The organism is Streptomyces cinerochromogenes, from assembly GCF_014648635.1.
Taxonomy (GTDB): Bacteria; Actinomycetota; Actinomycetes; order Streptomycetales; family Streptomycetaceae; genus Streptomyces; species Streptomyces cinerochromogenes.
This window is the reverse complement of record NZ_BMRM01000004.1, coordinates 86011-103177: the sequence shown is the minus strand read 5'-3', so window position 1 is coordinate 103177 and position 17167 is coordinate 86011. Positions and strand designations below refer to the sequence as shown.

Here is a 17167-nt window from a genome sequence, read left to right as displayed (position 1 = left end):
AGAAGGGAGCCACAGGACATACTCGGAGGGTGACCGACACCGCGCCCGCCGCCCCCGGGACCCCCGCTCCGTACGACGCCGTCGTACTGGCCGGCGGTGCCGCCCGGCGGCTCGGCGGGGCCGACAAGCCCGGCCTCAGGGTCGGCGGGCGCGCGCTGCTCGACCGGGTGCTCGGGGCCTGCGCCGGCGCGGCGACGACCGTCGTCGTGGCCGCGCCCCGGCCCACCACCCGCCCGGTGCGCTGGGCGCGCGAGGAGCCGCCCGGCGGCGGGCCGGTCGCCGCGCTGGAGGCCGGTCTGCGGCTCACCACGGCCGCGCACACCGTCGTCCTCTCCGCCGACCTGCCCTTCCTCCAAGCGGCCACGCTCCAGCGCCTGCTGACCGCCGTTCAGGAAACCGGCGCCGACGGCGCGCTGCTCACCGACACCGACGGCCGCGACCAGCCCCTCGTGGCCGCCTACCGCACCGCCGCCCTGCGCCGCGAGCTGACCGCCCTCGCCGCCGCGCACGACGGCCTCGCCGGGCTGCCCCTGCGCCGGCTCACCGGTGCCCTCGAGCTCACCCGCGTCCCCGACCCGCTCGCGTCCTTCGACTGCGACACCTGGGACGACCTCGCCGACGCCAGGACACGGATCAGGGAGCATGGGCACGTGTTGGATGAATGGATCTCCGCAGTCAAGGACGAGCTGGGCATCGACCTGGACGTCGACACCGGCGTCCTGCTCGACCTGGCCCGTGACGCAGCCCACGGCGTGGCCCGCCCCGCGGCCCCGCTGACCACCTTCCTCGTGGGCTACGCCGCGGCGCGGGCCGGGGGCGGCCCGGAGGCCGTCGCCGAGGCCGCCCGCAAGGCCGCCGCGCTGGCCCTGCGCTGGGAGGAAGAGAACGCCCCGGGCAGGGACGCGAGCAGCGGGGGCCCGAGCGCCCCGGACGCCGGATGACCGCCCCCGGCACCCGGGCCGAGGCGCCCGCCGAAGACACCGACGACCTCGACGTCGAGGAGGCCCTGGCCCTGGTGAGGGAACCCGACCGGGAGCACCGGAACGACGGCGCGGGCGACGGCCCCGGCCGGGCGTCCGCGCCCGTCCCGCAGACGTCCGGCGAACAGCCCGCCGAGCGCCACCGGGCCACCCCCTGGGCCCAGGCCCGGGAGGCCGCCGCCCGCGCCGCCCGCTCGCGCGCCCGCCGCGCCCCCGTCTCCGTACCACTCGACGACGCCCTCGGACGGGCCCTGGCCGCCCCGCTCGACGCGCTCACCGACCTGCCCTCCTTCGACACCTCCGCGATGGACGGCTGGGCGGTCGCCGGCCCCGGCCCCTGGCACGTACGGGAGGAAGGCGTGCTGGCCGGGCACGCGCAGCCCGAGCCGCTCACCGACGGCGAGGCGGTCCGTATCGCCACCGGCGCCCGCATTCCCGCCGACACCACCGCCGTCCTGCGCAGCGAGCACGGCCGGATCGACGCCCAGGGCCGCCTGCACACCACCCGCGAGATGCTCCACGGCCAGGACATCCGCCCCCGCGGCCAGGAGTGCCGCAGCGGTGACCAGTTGCTGCCGGTCGGCACCCTGGTCACCCCCGCCGTCCTGGGCCTCGCCGCGGCGGCCGGCTACGACACGGTCACCGTCGTCCCCCGGCCCCGGGCCGAAGTCCTCGTCCTCGGCGACGAGTTGCTGACCGAGGGGCTGCCGCACGACGGGCTGATCAGGGACGCCCTCGGCCCCATGCTGCCGCCGTGGCTGCGTGCGCTCGGCGCCGACGTCCTCGCCGTACGCCGGATCGGCGACGACGCCCGGGCGCTGCACAAGGCGGTCACCCGCTCCGACGCCGACCTGATCGTCACCACGGGCGGTACCGCCTCCGGACCCGTCGACCACGTCCATCCGGTCCTGGAGCGCATCGGCGCCGAACTCCTCGTCGACGGCGTCAAGGTCCGCCCCGGCCACCCCATGCTGCTGGCCCGCACCAAGGACCACCAGCACCTCGTCGGCCTGCCCGGCAACCCCCTCGCGGCCGTCTCCGGACTGCTCACCCTGGCCGAACCGCTGCTGCGGACCCTCGCCGCCCACCCCGCCCCCGAGCCGTACACGCTGCCGCTCCGAGAGGCCGTGCACGGGCATCCGCACGACACCCGGCTCATCCCCGTGGTGCTGCGCGGCGACCATGCCGTGCCGCTGCACTACAACGGCCCGGCCATGCTCCGGGGCATCGCCGCCGCCGACGCGCTGGCCGTCGTACCGCCGGGCGGGGCCCGGCAGGGCGAGGAGACGGAGCTGCTGGACCTGCCGTGGGCGACCGGCGGGATCGGGGTGTGTTTCACGTGAAACTTCCGGGTCACGACGCCATAGCCCGCCAAGCGGGCGAACACCTGGTGACCCATCGGGTGGTCCTGCCGAGAAAAGTGGTGGAGCGCCCGATCCGCCAGGTCCTCAAGCGGCTGATCATGGCCCTGGTGGTGCTCGTCGCCACCGCGATGGTCGTCTGGGCGGACCGCGACGGCTACCACGACAACGCCGACGGCACCGTCGACCTGCTCGACGCGTTCTACTACGCGACCGTCACCCTCTCCACCACCGGATACGGCGACATCACCCCGGTCAGCGACGGCGCCCGGCTCGCCAACATCTTCGTCATCACGCCCCTGCGCGTGCTGTTCCTGATCATCCTGGTCGGCACCACGCTGGAGGTCCTCACCGAACGGACCCGTGAGGAGTGGCGCCTGAACCGCTGGAGGTCCACGTTGCGCGATCACACCGTCGTCATCGGTTTCGGCACGAAGGGGCGGTCGGCCATCCGGACCGTCTGCGCGACCGGCTTGAAGAAGGAGCAGGTGGTCGTGGTCGACCCCAGCTCCAAGGCGGTCGACGCGGCGAACGCGGAGGGCTACGCCGGGGTCATAGGCGACGCCACCCGCAGTGACGTGCTCACCCGGGCCGAGGTGCACCGGGCCCGGCAGATCATCGTCGCCCCGCAGCGCGACGACACCTCCGTCCTCGTCACGCTGACGGCCCGCCAGCTCAACCGCAGCGCCAAGATCGTGGCCGCGGTGCGCGAGGAGGAGAACGCCCCGCTGCTCAAGCAGTCCGGCGCCGACGCCGTCATCACCAGTTCCGGTGCGGCCGGCCGCCTGCTCGGCCTCTCCGTGCTCAGCCCCGCCGCCGGCATGGTGATGGAGGACCTCATCCAGCAGGGCAGCGGGCTGGACCTCGTCGAACGGCCGGTGGTCCGCTCCGAGGTGGGCGTCAGGCCGCGCGAGACGGACGACCTGGTGGTGAGCGTCATACGCGGTCACCGGGTGCTCGGCTACGACGACCCGTCCGTCGGCACCCTCCAGCTGACGGACCGGCTCATCACCATCGTCCGCGCCACCCCCGGAATCCAGGTCACCCCGGACACCCGCCCCCTGCCGGACGAGTGACCGGCCCCCCGGGGAGTAGCGTCACGGGCATGCATGCGATCACGATTCCCGAACCTGGTGGTCCCGAGGCGCTGGTGTGGGACGAGGTCCCCGATCCGGTACCCGGCGAGGGCGAGGTGCTGGTCGAGGTGGTGGCCAGCGCCGTGAACCGCGCCGACGTCCTGCAGCGCCAGGGCTTCTACGACCCGCCGCCCGGCGCCTCCCCCTACCCCGGCCTGGAGTGCTCCGGCCGGATCGCCGCACTGGGTACCGGCGTCTCCGGCTGGGCCGTGGGTGACCCGGTCTGCGCGCTGCTCGCGGGCGGCGGATACGCGGAGAAGGTCGCCGTACCGGCCGGGCAGCTGCTGCCCGTGCCCGAGGGCGTCGACCTCACCCGGGCGGCGGCGCTGCCGGAGGTGGTCTGCACCGTCTGGTCCAACGTGTTCATGGTCGCCCACCTGCGCCCGGGCGAGACCCTGCTGGTCCACGGCGGCTCCAGCGGCATCGGGACCATGGCGATCCAGCTGGCCAAGGCCGTCGGCGCCAGGGTGGCGGTGACCGCCGGCACGAAGGAGAAGCTCGACCGCTGCGCCGAGCTGGGCGCCGACGTGCTGATCAACTACCGCGAGCAGGACTTCGTCGAGGAGATCAGGCAGGCCACCGGCGGCGCGGGTGCCGACGTCATCCTCGACAACATGGGCGCCAAGTACCTGGACCGCAACGTCCAGGCCCTCGCCGTCAACGGGCGCCTCGCGATCATCGGCATGCAGGGCGGCGCGAAGGGCGAGCTGAACATCGGCGCGCTGCTCGGCAAGCGGGCGGCGATCAGCGCGACCTCGCTGCGCGCCCGTCCGCTGGACGAGAAGGCGGCCATCGTCGCCGCCGTACGCGAGCACGTGTGGCCCCTGCTGGCCGCCGGGCACGTCCGTCCGGTCGTGGACCGCGAGCTGCCGATGCCGCAGGCGGCCGAGGCACACCGGCTGGTGGAGGAGAGCGGGCACGTCGGCAAGGTGCTGCTGGTCGTGCCGTAGCGGCGGGACCGGGTGGTGCCGGGCGGTCAGCTCCTGCGCAGTCTCAGGCCCAGCAGGGCGAGCCCCAGGCCGAGCCCGATGAGGACCAGGCCGCTGCCCAGCGGGAGGATGCGCAGGACCGGCTCCGTGGGGGCCTCGCCCTGCTGGGCCGCCTGCTGGGCGGCGGGTTCCGCCGGACGTCCGTCCGGGTCGAGGCGGGCCTCCCCGGAGGGCGAGGAGGCGCCGGGTATCTCGGCGGTCTCCGGTTCCTCCGGTTCCTCCGGCCGGGCGACGGGGGTGGCGGGAGGCGGGTCGTCGTCGCCCTCCACCTCGGCCGCGGGCCCGTCGGGCCGGCCCGGCCGCATCCGCCCCTCGCCGGCCCGGCTGCCCGCCCGGGACGGTTCGACCGAGGCGAGCGGACGGTAGGGGCGGACCGACGCCGAGGCGGAGTCGGACGGCATCGGCACGGCGGCCGGTGAGGCCTGGTGCGCGGGGGCGGCCGGAGTGGCATGCGCCTGGTCCGGGCCGTCCCGGCCCGGCGGGCTCTGCTCGGACGCCTCCGGTTCCGGCTGTCCGCGGCTCGGAGCGGTGTCCTCCCGAGCCGCTTCCGCGCGGGCCGTGTCCTCGTCGGGCCGCTGGTCCCGGTGTCCCGTGGCGGACGGGCGGGCGGAGCCCGGCTCCGTGACACGGGCGGGCGGGCCGCCGTACGCGACGGCGGTGCCGTACGCCGGCAGGGCCGCCGTCGTGAGGGCGACCAGCAGCGGGACGCAGTGGAGTCTGTGTCGCAGGCGTGGAGTCACGTCGGTGACCTCCCGGAGCCCAGGTGTCGTGACCTATGGAAAACCAACGGGAATAAGCCTCACATCCAATGACACAGGGGGCATTCCGGATTGGGCCGTCGGGTCTAAACGGTGGATCAGCGCCACGAGGGGGCACCACGGTGATGAGGTGGTGGCGTGCGAGAGAATGGCGGCATGGAGATGCCGAGGAACGAACGGTCGCCGGAGAATCCCCAGATCCTCGTCGTGGGTCAGGACGGGATGGCGCTCGGCGGCGGCGGGGACGACGACTCCCGTGAGACCCCGGTGACGGAACAGGTGGAGCAGCCGGCCAAGGTCATGCGCATCGGCAGCATGATCAAGCAGCTGCTGGAGGAGGTGCGCGCGGCTCCCCTCGACGAGGCCAGCCGGGTCCGGCTGAAGGAGATCCACGCCAGCTCGGTGAAGGAGCTGGAGGACGGCCTGGCCCCCGAGCTGGTCGAGGAGCTGGAGCGGCTCTCCCTGCCGTTCAACGACGACGCCACGCCGAGCGACGCGGAACTGCGGATCGCGCAGGCGCAGTTGGTGGGCTGGCTGGAGGGTCTCTTCCACGGGATCCAGACGACGCTGTTCGCCCAGCAGATGGCCGCGCGGGCCCAATTGGAGCAGATGCGCCGCGCCCTCCCGCCGGGCATGTCCGGCCACGAGGGCGGCGACGAGCACCACCCGGGCGGCCGCTCGGGCGGCCCGTACCTGTAAGCAGCCCACCCACCCCATCCGGCACGGCACACGCAGGGCCCGGCGGACGACCGCCGGGCCCGACCTATGCCCCGGACCGCCGGTCCGGGCCGCTCACTGCGGCGGGTTGCCCGTGGAGACGCTCAGCTGGATCTCGACGTTGTCCGGGTCGACGTCGGTGCCCTGTTCGGGGAACTGCTGCAGGACGGCCCCGTCGGGCCAGGTGTTGTCGTCCTCGTCGTCGACGTTCCACTTCCAGCCCGCGGCCTGCAGGCACTCCTTCACGGAGTTGATGTCCTTGTAGCGGAAGTCGGGCAGCTCGACCTTGTCCGGGTCCTTCCACGACTCCTGCGGGTCGGTGCACTTCGACTTGTCGATCGTCCGGGTGCGGTCCGGCTCGCGGTAGCCCGCGCGGTGGGACGCGGACGCCGAGGGGCTCGATCCGCCGCTGCCCTTGATGTCCTCGCCGGCGCTCTTCAGCGTCAGCGCGACGACCACGCCGACGACCACGACGGCCGCCACCGCGATGGAGCCGACGACCACCGGCCGCTTCTTGCGGCCACCGGGCCGGCCGGCCGGCTGCCCGGCGGTCTGCGGCGCGATCGTGTACGGCGGCGGGGTCTGGGCGGCGGCCTGCGGGCCGTACCCGGCCGGGGGCGTCTGGTAGCCGCCCTGCTGCGGGTAGCCGTAGGAGGGAGCGGGCGTCGGGTGGCCGTACGGGTTCGGGGCCGGGGTGGGGGCCGGGGCCGGCTGGTACGGCGTCTGGACCTGCCCGTGCGGTGCCGGGGCTGCCTGGTCGACCGGCGGGAACACCGCGGAGCCCACGCCCGCGCCGCTCTGCGTCGGCCCGGCGCCCGGCACGATGCTCGGCGGGGCCGCCTGGAAGGAGGCGGCGATCCGCAGGCACTCGTCGCGCATGGACTCGGCGGTGGGGAAGCGCTCGTTCGGGTTCTTCTTCAGCGCGCGGGCGACCAGCGCGTCCACGGCGGGCGGCAGCGCGCGGTTGACCGAGGAGGGCGCCACCGGCTCCTCCTGCACATGCGCGTAGGCGATCGCCAGCGGCGAGTCCGCGTCGAACGGAAGCCGCCCGGTGACCAGCTGGAACAGCATGATGCCGACCGAGTACAGGTCGGAGCGGGCGTCCACGCCGCGACCGAGGGCCTGCTCGGGCGAGAGGTACTGCGGGGTGCCGACGACCATGCCGGTCTGGGTCATCGAGGTGACGCCGGACTGCATGGCGCGGGCGATGCCGAAGTCCATCACCTTGATCACGCCGCGCTTGGTCACCATCACGTTGCCCGGCTTGATGTCCCGGTGGACCAGCCCCTTCTCATGGCTGATCTCCAGCGCGGCGAGCACGTCGGCGGTAATCTTCAGCGCCTTGTCGGCGGGCATCGCGCCGTACTGCCGGATGTCCTCCTCCAGCACGGAGCCCAGCGGCCGGCCCTCGACGTACTCCATGACGATGTACGGCGTCGCCATGCCGGTCAGCTCGTCCTCGCCGGTGTCGAAGACGGAGACGATGTTGGTGTGCGTGAGCTTGGCCACGGCCTGCGCCTCACGGCGGAAGCGCTCGCGGAAGGCCTGTTCCCTGCCGAGTTCGGTGTGGAGCGTCTTGATCGCGACCTGGCGGTCCAGCACGGAGTCGTACGCGAGGTGCACCGAGGCCATGCCGCCCTCGCCCAGCAAGTCGCGCAGCTGGTAGCGGCCTCCGGCCAGCGCCTGCCCCGCGTACCGGCCGTGTGCGCCGTCCTGGCTCATCTCTCCGCGTCCCCCACTGGCCGTCCGGCGCCGTCATCCATCGAACAGGCCTTGATCGAATGTGTCATTCCCGGCCAAGTCTGCCCCAGGGCACTGACACGTCAAGCTCGGTGCCCGTTCCGTGACCGTACGCGCAAGAAGCGTCGCGCAAGCGTTACCAGGGGTGTACGACCGGCACACAGAATTTGCACGACAGCGCGTGCTAGAGGTTTCATGACCGGTCCGTCCCGGGTCGGTCCCGGTTGCCGTTCCGAACCGGTGGCGCCCGCGGAGGCTGTAGCGTGGCCGACGGAGACCGTAACAACACCGCGCGCACCGCGGGCAGAAACGACGGCGAGGACTGATGGCACAGACGCAGCGCTCTCAGGGCCCGTCCGACCCCGAGGCGACTGGCGGCGGCATGTCAGACGCGCCGGAGCTGTGGGGCAACGGCGGGCTCGTCGGCGACGGCCGGTACCGGCTCACGCACCGGCTGGGCCGGGGCGGCATGGCCGAGGTGTTCGCGGCCGAGGACGTCCGTCTGGGCCGTACGGTGGCGGTCAAGCTGCTCCGCGCCGACCTGGCCGAGGACCCCGTCTCCAAGGCCCGGTTCACCCGCGAGGCACAGTCGGTCGCCGGCCTCAACCACCACGCGATCGTCGCCGTGTACGACTCCGGCGAGGACGTCGTGGGCGGCCAGTCCGTGCCGTACATCGTCATGGAGCTGGTCGAGGGCCGCACCATCCGCGACCTGCTGATGAACGCCGAGGCGCCGGGACCCGAGCAGGCCCTGATCATCGTCTCCGGCGTGCTGGAGGCACTTGCCTACTCGCACCAGCACGGCATCGTCCACCGTGACATCAAGCCGGCGAACGTCATCATCACCGACAGCGGTGCGGTCAAGGTGATGGACTTCGGCATCGCCCGCGCCCTGCACGGCGCCTCGACAACGATGACGCAGACCGGCATGGTCATGGGCACCCCGCAGTACCTCTCCCCGGAGCAGGCGCTCGGCAAGGCCGTCGACCACCGCTCCGACCTCTACGCCACCGGCTGCCTGCTGTACGAACTCCTCTCGCTGCGGCCCCCGTTCACCGGCGAGACCCCGCTGTCGGTGGTCTACCAGCACGTCCAGGACATGCCGGTGCCGCCGTCGCAGGTCACCGACGGGACCTGCCCGCCGGAGCTGGACGGCCTGGTCATGCGCTCCCTCGCCAAGGACCCCGACGACCGCTTCCAGACGGCCGAGGAGATGCGCGGCCTGGTCCAGTACGGCCTGCAGATGCTGTACGACCAGGGCGGCCACACCGGCACCTGGAACACCGGCCCGGTGGAGACGCACGACGGCCGGCACACCCCCTCGGCCGGCTTCGCCGGGACGACCGTCATGCCGCACCCCGTGGACGCGGGCGGCACCACGCAGATCCCGCAGCCGATCCTGCCCACGGGCTACGGCAACGGCGACGACGGCGGCTTCGAGGGCCACGGCAACAGGGGCAGCGGACGCGGCAAGCTGTGGATCCTCGCCGTGCTCGCGGTGATCGCGATCGCGGCGGGCGTCGCCCTGGCGCTGAAGAACACGGGCGGCACCGGCGGCAACGGCACCGACACCAAGCCGACGTCGACGCACTCCAAGGACACGAAGGAGAAGTCGCCCTCCGCGACCCCGACCGACGACGACACCGGCGAGCCCTCGGACCCGTCCACGGAGACCGGCGGCTCGGGCACGGGCACCGGCTCCGGCTGGCCGCCGGCGTCCACGCCGTCGTACAGCCAGCCGCAGTCGACCCCCTCGACCCCGAGCAGCGAGCCGTCGACCCCGCAGACCACGCCGTCGCAGACCACGGGCACGACGACGGACGGCGGGACCGACGCGGGCACCGATGCCGGGGGCACGGACGCGGGCACCGACGCCGGGGGCACGGACGCGGGCGCCGACGTCGGCGGTACGGACACGGGCACCACGACCGAGGGCACGGTCGGCGACACCACCGGTTGAAGGACACCCACGGCGACCGGGCCGGCCGCACCCTGAGGCGCCACAGAACGCCCGCGCGGCCGGCCTCGCCCCGAGGTGAGGCGGACCGCCCGCGCGGCCGGCCTCACCCGAGGTGACGCCGGCCGCTCGCCCGGCTCACTCCACGAACGCGTCGCACACCGCGTCGTACTCGCGCGTCCACCACACGGCGAGCGCCGACGCTGCCGGGAACTGGCAGTCCGCGCGCGTGTCACCGCGCTCGTAGTGCCAGCGCAGCATCCAGAAGTCGTTCAGCCGCTCCCACCACACCCGGTGCACGGCCGCCGCCAGTTCCGAGGGCGTGGCGCCGGCCGCACGCCGGTACGCGTGCGCGTAGGCACGCACTTTCGGCAGGTCCAGCGTGCCGCCGGGCCGGACGAAGAAGATCACGGCGGCGCGTACGGCCTCCTCCGCGCGCGGCTGCACACCGAGCCGGTCCCAGTCCACGATGGCCGCGGGGGTGTCGTCCCGGTAGAGCAGGTTGAACGGGTGGAAGTCGCCGTGCACCCAGCCCACCGAGCCGCCGCGCGGCGGACGCCGGTCCGCGTGCTGTTCCAGGAGGGCGCGGCGCTCCAGCAGCCGGTGCCGGGCGAGTTCGTCGAAGGCGTCGGCGGGCCGGTGCCGGTGCACATGGGCGAGCAGGTCGTCGATGAGGGCGAAGGTGTCGGCCGGGTCGGCGCTCTCCACCGGATGCGGGCTCGTCGCCGGGCGCGTGCGCCCCTTGGGCGGCATCACGCGCTCCAGGCAGGCGTGCACGGCCCCCAGGAGAGCGCCGAGGCGTGCGCTCTCCCCGCGGGTGAGCTGGCCGCCGTGGCGGTGCCTGCCGTCGATCCAGGGGTGCAGGGCGTAGGCGTGGCCGCCGATGACGGCGACCGTGCGCCCCTCGCGGTGTGCCAGGGGCAGCGGGACCGGGACGCCGAGGTCGGCGAGGCGCTGGGTGGCCCGGTGCCGGCGTTCGATGGCGGCCGGGTCGGCGGTGTCCGGATCGAAGTGGTGCTTGAGGAAGTAGCGGCCGCTGGTGGTGCACAGCCGGTAGCCGCGGTTCAGGAGGCCCTGGTCGACCGGCTCACAGGTGAGGGCGGTTCCGGCGGCGTACAGGCGGAGCAGGGCGCCAAGAGGGGGCGCATGGGGGACGGGGGGTGGTACACATGAGCGCGGCACGCGCCAGATGTTAGGGCAAGCGCAGCCCCTGTGAGCTGGGGCTTGTCACAGGCAGTCGCCGACGGTCGCTTTCGGTCACGCGACGGGCTTTTCCGCTTTCCTGTGGACGGCGGCTGCGGCCATGCGGGTTATCGAGCGGGTTGTCGAACAGAAATACCCGGAATTTCCGCCTTCGTGTGCGAGGTCAGTCTCACATGAAAGTCTTCCCGTGACCTGGGTGCGCGGGATAACGTGCGGTTGCTCCGAACAGGCGCAAGGCTGTGACCAGCGTGCTTTCACACCACCTGGATTTACTTGGAAATCCAAGCAAAATCGCAGGTCAAACGGGGTTTCACAGAAATGTGGGGCACTGGGTAACGTGATGGTTGCAGGGCGCTCGCCGGGGCACCTGTCACGCCTGTTCCCGGCCGAGTGGCACCCACCCCGTGCCCCGGTGGTCGAAACAGGTGAGCCGCACTGGCCTACCGGCAACCCCGGGGGCCGGAACGACGGAGGAGCACACGTGACCGTGGAGAGCAGTGCCGCGCGCAAGCCGCGACGCACCGCCGCAGGCAAGGCCGGCACCACCGGCACCAAGGCCGGCACGACCGCCGGCAGGACCGGAGCCACCGGCACCCAGCGCACCACCCGCAGCACCGCCAGGAAGAGCACCGAACCGGAACTCGTGCAGCTCCTGACCCCGGAGGGCAAGCGGGTCAAGAACGCCGAGTACGACGCCTACGTCGCCGGCATCACGCCCGAGGAACTCCGCGGCCTGTACCGCGACATGGTGCTCACCCGCCGCTTCGACGCCGAGGCCACCTCCCTGCAGCGCCAGGGCGAGCTGGGCCTGTGGGCCTCCCTGCTGGGCCAGGAGGCCGCCCAGATCGGCTCCGGCCGGGCCACCCGCGAGGACGACTACGTCTTCCCGACCTACCGCGAGCACGGCGTCGCCTGGTGCCGCGGGGTCGACCCGACCAACCTGCTCGGCATGTTCCGCGGCGTGAACAACGGCGGCTGGGACCCCAACAGCAACAACTTCCAGCTGTACACGATCGTCATCGGCTCCCAGACGCTGCACGCCACCGGCTACGCGATGGGCGTGGCCAAGGACGGCGCGGACTCGGCGGTCGTCGCCTACTTCGGCGACGGCGCCTCCAGCCAGGGCGACGTCGCCGAATCGTTCACCTTCGCCGCGGTCTACAACGCCCCGGTGGTGTTCTTCTGCCAGAACAACCAGTGGGCGATCTCCGAGCCGACCGAGCGCCAGACCCGCGTCCCGCTCTACCAGCGCGCGCAGGGCTACGGCTTCCCCGGCGTCCGGGTCGACGGCAACGACGTGCTCGCCTGCCTCGCGGTCACCAAGCGGGCGCTGGAGCGCGCCCGCAACGGCGAGGGCCCGACCCTCGTCGAGGCGTTCACCTACCGCATGGGCGCCCACACCACCTCCGACGACCCCACCCGCTACCGGGGCGACGAGGAGCGGCTGGCGTGGGAGGCGAAGGACCCGATCCTGCGCCTGCGCCGGTACCTGGAGGCTTCACACCACGCGGACGAAGGATTCTTCGCGGAACTCGAGGCCGAGTCCGAAGCGTTGGGCAAGCGAGTGCGCGAAGCGGTCCGCGCCATGCCCGACCCGGACCACTTCGCCATCTTCGAGAACGTGTACGCGGACGGGCACGCGCTCGTCGACGAGGAGCGCGCCCAGTTCGCCGCCTACCAGGCGTCGTTCGCCGATGAAGGGGGTCACTGAGATGGCCGAGAAGATGGCGATGGCCAAGGCCATCAACGAGTCGCTGCGCCGTGCCCTCGACTCGGACCCCAAGGTCCTGATCATGGGCGAGGACGTCGGCAAGCTCGGCGGTGTCTTCCGCGTGACGGACGGCCTGCAGAAGGACTTCGGCGAGAGCCGGGTCATCGACACGCCGCTCGCCGAGTCCGGCATCGTCGGCACCGCGATCGGCCTGGCCCTGCGGGGCTACCGCCCGGTGGTGGAGATCCAGTTCGACGGCTTCGTCTTCCCGGCCTACGACCAGATCGTCACCCAGCTGGCCAAGATGCACGCCCGCTCGCTGGGCAAGGTGAAGCTGCCGGTCGTCGTCCGCATCCCCTACGGCGGCGGCATCGGCGCGGTCGAGCACCACTCGGAGTCGCCGGAGGCGCTGTTCGCCCATGTGGCGGGCCTGAAGATCGTCTCGCCGTCGAACGCGTCGGACGCGTACTGGATGATGCAGCAGGCCATCCAGAGCGACGACCCGGTGATCTACTTCGAGCCCAAGCGGCGCTACTGGGACAAGGCCGAGGTCGACCCCGAGGCGATCCCCGCCCCGCTGCACAAGGCGCGCGTGGTCCGCGAGGGCACGGACCTCACCCTGGCCGCCTACGGCCCGATGGTGAAGCTGTGCCAGGAGGCCGCGGACGCGGCGGCCGAGGAGGGCAAGTCCCTGGAGGTCCTGGACCTGCGCTCGGTCAGCCCCCTCGACTTCGACGCCGTCCAGGCCTCGGTGGAGAAGACCCGCCGTCTGGTCGTGGTGCACGAGGCGCCGGTGTTCTTCGGCTCCGGCGCGGAGATCGCCGCCCGGATCACCGAGCGCTGCTTCTACCACCTGGAGGCGCCGGTCCTGCGCGTCGGCGGCTACCACGCCCCGTACCCGCCGGCGCGCCTGGAGGAGTCGTACCTGCCGGACCTGGACCGCGTGCTCGACGCCGTCGACCGCTCGCTGGCGTACTGAGGAGAGGGCCGTGACGACGATGACGGAAGCGTCCGTGCGCGAGTTCAAGATGCCCGACGTGGGCGAGGGACTCACCGAGGCCGAGATCCTCAAGTGGTACGTCCAGCCGGGCGACACGGTGACGGACGGCCAGGTGGTCTGCGAGGTGGAGACGGCGAAGGCGGCCGTCGAACTGCCCATCCCCTACGACGGCGTGGTCCGCGAGCTGCACTTCCCCGAGGGCACCACGGTCGACGTGGGCACGCCCATCATCGCGGTGGCCGTGGCCGGCGGTGCCGCGCCGGAGGCCCCCGCCGAGCGGACCGAGCCGGCGGCCGAGGAGCCCGAGCCCGAGCCCCAGCCGGAGGGCCGGAAGCCGGTCCTCGTCGGCTACGGCGTGGCGACGTCCTCCACCAAGCGCCGCCCGCGCAAGGGCCCCGAGGTGACCGTCCCGGCACCGGCGCAGGCGATCCAGGCGGAGCTGAACGGCCACGCCGGCGCGGTCGCCGAGAAGCCGCGGCCGCTGGCCAAGCCCCCGGTGCGCAAGCTGGCCAAGGACCTGGGCGTCGACCTGGCCGCGATCACCCCGTCCGGCCCGGACGGCGTCATCACCCGCGAGGACGTCCACGCGGCGGCCACACCGCGGACGGCCGAACCGGCGGCCCCGGTCGCGACGGCCCCGGCCGCCCCCGCGGCCCCGGCTCCCGCGGCGTCGTACGACACCGGCCGCGAGACCCGGATCCCGGTCAAGGGCGTCCGCAAGGCCACGGCGGCGGCCATGGTCGGCTCGGCGTTCACGGCCCCGCACGTCACGGAGTTCGTGACGGTGGACGTGACCCGCACGATGAAGCTGGTCGAGGAGCTGAAGCAGGACAAGGAGATGCAGGGCCTGCGGGTCAACCCGCTCCTGCTGATCGCCAAGGCCCTGCTGGTCGCCATCAAGCGCAACCCGGAGATCAACGCGTCCTGGGACGAGGCCAACCAGGAGATCGTGCTCAAGCACTACGTCAACCTGGGCATCGCGGCGGCCACCCCGCGCGGCCTGATCGTCCCGAACATCAAGGACGCGCAGGACAAGACGCTCCCGCAGCTGGCGGAGGCGCTGGGCGAGCTGGTGTCGACGGCCCGCGAGGGCAAGACCTCGCCCGCGGCGATGCAGGGCGGCACGGTGACCATCACCAACGTCGGCGTCTTCGGCGTCGACACGGGCACCCCGATCCTCAACCCCGGCGAGTCGGCGATCCTCGCGGTCGGCGCGATCAAGCTCCAGCCGTGGGTCCACAAGGGCAAGGTGAAGCCGCGCCAGGTCACCACCCTCGCCCTGAGCTTCGACCACCGCCTGGTCGACGGCGAACTGGGCTCGAAGGTCCTCGCGGATATCGCGGCGATCCTGGAACAGCCGAAGAGGTTGATCACCTGGGCGTGAGTGCCCGTCTCGGCGGGTAACGTCTGAGACCGAAGGGGGCGGCCGCAACTTCCGCTTGCGACCGCCCCCTCTCTTTTCTCTTCTACTTGCAGTTGAGTACGTACACCGGAGCCCCGTCCTTCGCCCCGCCCTGCGAGCGGATGCAGGCGTGCTTGCGCAGCAGGCGGAGGCATTCATTCACACGGTGCACCGACAGCCCGGTACGGGCCGCGATGACCTCCAGCGGGTCGCGCAGCTCACCCTGCTCGACGAGGATCGGGGCGATGACCACGGCCACGGTCCACACGTCCTCGGTCACGGACAACCGCTGCCGCCAGTCGGCGATAACGGACTCCGTGGTGGGCGGCGCCGCCGGCTGACGTCCAGGCACCGGAGGCGCGAGGAGGAGGGCGTCGAACCGGTCCGCGATGCGTTCCACGGCCCGTACCATGGCCTGTTGCACCGCGAGGGTGGCCCTCTGCAGCTCGATCAGTTCACGCTGCCCGCTCGCCAGCTGTTCGTCCATCTGAAGGTTGTGCGACTCAAGCCGCACGATGGCTTCCGCGACCTGTTCGGGCATGGCGTACGCGATGGGCGCGCCCGGTTCGGCCGGCTGCACCTCGGCCTCTTCGAGAGTGTAGGAACCCTCCCGCTGCACGGTCTCGATGACTTCGGCGACCCAGAGTCTGAACGGGACGCAGGCGGGCTTCGTGCAGGCGTTGACGAGCAGGATGAGACCCTGCAGAGAGATGACGTTCAGGTCTCGACGCCACTCCCTACCTGCGGGAATGCTGAGACCGTAAGCTCCGGTTACGGTCTCGAGAATCTCTCGGTGCTCTTCGGGAACGTGATCGGCGAGAGCCTGACGAGAGTTGCTGTGCCCGAGTTCCTTGCACACATCCACCGCCGGGAACCAATGGCTCCCGTCCGGCATGGTCAGCCGGCGGACGCGGGCTCCGGTGGCCGCGTACACGAAGTCGCTGACGTCGATCGCGTTGTGCTGTCCGGCGGGCTCGGACCGTTTCCTGGGTTCGTTCATGTGAACCACCTCCGCCGCGGAACGTAGAGCGGAGGAAAGGGAATATGCCAGCGGAAAGGATTGGTGTTCACGATTGCGGGGGAAGTGCGCCAATTCCCTCGCACGGCACATCCGTTGTGTGCTGGGTGCGCCCGCCGTACGCGGTGACGCGCAGCTGTCGTCCTCCCCTGGGCGCACATCGGCCCCAGCCCGGCCGCGTGCGCGCTGCACGAAGGGCCCGCCGCTGTACGCGACGGGCCCTGGTGTGCGGCGTGGTGTCAGCCGAGCTTGGCGAAGCCGTAGTTGAGGAGCTTCTTCGCGTCCGTCTCACGCTGGGCGATGGACGTGGAGGCGAGGACGGTGCCGATGACCGTCTTGCCGTTCCGGGTCGCGGCGAAGACCAGGCAGTACTTGGCTTCCGGGCCGGAGCCGGTCTTCACGCCGATGGTGCCGCTGTAGCTGCTGAGGAGCCCGTTGGTGTTCTTCCACGTCTTCATCGTGCGGGGGCTGCCCGACTTGGTGATCGTCTTCGCGGTGTACGCCTTGGTCTTGACGATCGTGCGGAACGTGGAGTTCTTCATCGCGCTGCTGGCGAGTTTCGTCAGGTCGCGCGGGGTCGAGTAGTTGGCGCCGTGGCCGATGCCGTCGAACGAGTCGAAGTGCGTGTTCTTCAGGCCCAGGTTCTTCGCCGTGGTGTTCATCTTGCCGATGAACGACTTCACGCGCGCCGCCCGGGTCGAGCCCGAGCCGAACTTGTCGGCGAGCGCGTACGCCGCGTCGCAGCCGGAGGGCAGCATCAGCCCGTACAGCAGCTGACGGACGGTGACCTTGTCGCCGACGATCAGCCCGGCGTTCGAGGCGTAGTCGTTGTCGACGATGTAGTCGCTGTACGCCTTCTGGATCGTGACCTTGGCGTCGAGGTTGAGGTTCGACTGGGCGAGCACGACCTTGGCGGTCATGATCTTGGTGGTGGATCCGGTGGAACGCCTGGTGTCCGCTGCCTTCGTGTACAGCGTCTTGGCGTTCGAGTTGTTCATCACGTACCCGCCCTTGGCCACGATCGAGGGCGCGGTGACGGCCTGGGCGGGCGCTGCGGTGAGGGCACCGGTGGTGAGCAGCGCGCCGGAGGTGACGGCGACGACGGCGACGCTGCGGAAGCGGATGCCCTTAATGCCGGTAATCAAAGTGATGTACCTCTAATGTCTTGAATGCCCCTGAAGCGCGGCCGAGTTGA

General features: G+C 72.0%; 14 protein-coding genes. 9 read left to right on the top strand and 5 right to left on the bottom strand.

The window, feature by feature from the left end; translation table 11 throughout:
- The first annotated feature begins 29 nt into the window (after positions 1-29).
- The 4 genes from IEZ20_RS09505 to IEZ20_RS09490 are packed head-to-tail and all read left to right on the top strand — an operon-like array spanning position 30 to position 4427.
- A complete protein-coding gene (locus IEZ20_RS09505) occupies positions 30-941 on the top strand; it encodes an NTP transferase domain-containing protein (protein WP_229895990.1) in 912 nt (303 codons plus the stop codon).
- Positions 938-2323 (top strand): molybdopterin molybdotransferase MoeA, encoded by a 1386-nt coding sequence (locus tag IEZ20_RS09500; protein ID WP_189296448.1) that lies wholly within the window; start codon positions 938-940, stop codon positions 2321-2323. The genes IEZ20_RS09505 and IEZ20_RS09500 overlap by 4 nt, the downstream gene beginning before the upstream one ends.
- The gene (locus IEZ20_RS09495; protein ID WP_189296446.1) at positions 2320-3417 is read left to right on the top strand and encodes a potassium channel family protein; all 1098 of its coding nucleotides are present in this window, start codon (positions 2320-2322) and stop codon (positions 3415-3417) included. Before IEZ20_RS09500 ends, IEZ20_RS09495 begins: the two co-directional genes overlap by 4 nt.
- 29 nt (positions 3418-3446) lie before the next feature.
- On the top strand, positions 3447-4427 hold the full coding sequence (locus IEZ20_RS09490; protein WP_189296444.1) for an NAD(P)H-quinone oxidoreductase: 981 nt from the start codon (positions 3447-3449) through the stop codon (positions 4425-4427).
- A 26-nt stretch (positions 4428-4453) separates the two neighbouring features.
- Here the strand turns inward: IEZ20_RS09490 and IEZ20_RS09485 are convergent, their stop codons facing one another.
- Positions 4454-5206 (bottom strand): hypothetical protein, encoded by a 753-nt coding sequence (locus IEZ20_RS09485; RefSeq protein ID WP_189296443.1) that lies wholly within the window; start codon positions 5204-5206, stop codon positions 4454-4456.
- Between the two features lie 174 nt (positions 5207-5380).
- Between IEZ20_RS09485 and IEZ20_RS09480 the strand changes: the two genes are divergently transcribed.
- A complete protein-coding gene (locus IEZ20_RS09480) occupies positions 5381-5923 on the top strand; it encodes a bacterial proteasome activator family protein (RefSeq protein ID WP_189296441.1) in 543 nt (180 codons plus the stop codon).
- Positions 5924-6016: 93 nt separating this feature from the next.
- On the opposite strand, the gene IEZ20_RS09475 is transcribed toward IEZ20_RS09480, so the two are convergent.
- On the bottom strand, positions 6017-7663 hold the full coding sequence (locus IEZ20_RS09475; RefSeq protein ID WP_189296439.1) for a protein kinase domain-containing protein: 1647 nt from the start codon (positions 7661-7663) through the stop codon (positions 6017-6019).
- Positions 7664-8006: 343 nt separating this feature from the next.
- On the opposite strand from IEZ20_RS09475, the gene IEZ20_RS09470 reads away from it, so the two are divergent.
- A complete protein-coding gene (locus IEZ20_RS09470; RefSeq protein WP_189296437.1) occupies positions 8007-9641 on the top strand; it encodes a protein kinase domain-containing protein in 1635 nt (544 codons plus the stop codon).
- A gap of 135 nt (positions 9642-9776) precedes the next feature.
- Here IEZ20_RS09470 and IEZ20_RS09465 read toward each other — a convergent pair whose 3' ends face one another.
- Positions 9777-10820, bottom strand: coding sequence for a phosphotransferase (locus tag IEZ20_RS09465; RefSeq protein ID WP_189296435.1), 1044 nt, complete (start codon positions 10818-10820; stop codon positions 9777-9779).
- A 502-nt stretch (positions 10821-11322) separates the two neighbouring features.
- Between IEZ20_RS09465 and pdhA the strand changes: the two genes are divergently transcribed.
- The 3 genes from pdhA to IEZ20_RS09450 are packed head-to-tail and all read left to right on the top strand — an operon-like array spanning position 11323 to position 14936.
- Positions 11323-12552, top strand: a complete 1230-nt coding sequence (gene pdhA / locus IEZ20_RS09460; protein WP_189296433.1) for a pyruvate dehydrogenase (acetyl-transferring) E1 component subunit alpha — start codon at positions 11323-11325, stop codon at positions 12550-12552.
- Position 12553: 1 nt separating this feature from the next.
- Positions 12554-13531, top strand: a complete 978-nt coding sequence (locus IEZ20_RS09455; RefSeq protein WP_189296432.1) for an alpha-ketoacid dehydrogenase subunit beta — start codon at positions 12554-12556, stop codon at positions 13529-13531.
- 10 nt (positions 13532-13541) lie between these two features.
- Positions 13542-14936 (top strand): dihydrolipoamide acetyltransferase family protein, encoded by a 1395-nt coding sequence (locus IEZ20_RS09450; protein WP_189296430.1) that lies wholly within the window; start codon positions 13542-13544, stop codon positions 14934-14936.
- A gap of 82 nt (positions 14937-15018) precedes the next feature.
- Here the strand turns inward: IEZ20_RS09450 and IEZ20_RS09445 are convergent, their stop codons facing one another.
- Together IEZ20_RS09445 and IEZ20_RS09440 are read right to left on the bottom strand one after the other, a co-directional pair.
- A complete protein-coding gene (locus IEZ20_RS09445) occupies positions 15019-15954 on the bottom strand; it encodes a BRO-N domain-containing protein (RefSeq protein ID WP_189296428.1) in 936 nt (311 codons plus the stop codon).
- Positions 15955-16211: 257 nt separating this feature from the next.
- Entirely contained in the window at positions 16212-17117 is a 906-nt protein-coding gene (locus IEZ20_RS09440) for a D-alanyl-D-alanine carboxypeptidase family protein (RefSeq protein WP_189296426.1), read from the bottom strand.
- Positions 17118-17167 lie beyond the last annotated feature (50 nt).

What these genes read in the sequence shown, in the direction of transcription:
- IEZ20_RS09500 (WP_189296448.1), top strand. Translation starts at nt 938, where the DNA reads ATGACCGCCCCCGGCACCCGGGCCGAGGCGCCCGCCGAAGACACCGAC.
- IEZ20_RS09455 (WP_189296432.1), top strand. Translation starts at nt 12,554, where the DNA reads ATGGCCGAGAAGATGGCGATGGCCAAGGCCATCAACGAGTCGCTGCGC.
- IEZ20_RS09445 (WP_189296428.1), bottom strand. Translation starts at nt 15,954, where the DNA reads ATGAACGAACCCAGGAAACGGTCCGAGCCCGCCGGACAGCACAACGCG.
- IEZ20_RS09490 (WP_189296444.1), top strand. Translation starts at nt 3,447, where the DNA reads ATGCATGCGATCACGATTCCCGAACCTGGTGGTCCCGAGGCGCTGGTG.
- IEZ20_RS09470 (WP_189296437.1), top strand. Translation starts at nt 8,007, where the DNA reads ATGGCACAGACGCAGCGCTCTCAGGGCCCGTCCGACCCCGAGGCGACT.
- IEZ20_RS09475 (WP_189296439.1), bottom strand. Translation starts at nt 7,663, where the DNA reads ATGAGCCAGGACGGCGCACACGGCCGGTACGCGGGGCAGGCGCTGGCC.
- IEZ20_RS09480 (WP_189296441.1), top strand. Translation starts at nt 5,381, where the DNA reads ATGGAGATGCCGAGGAACGAACGGTCGCCGGAGAATCCCCAGATCCTC.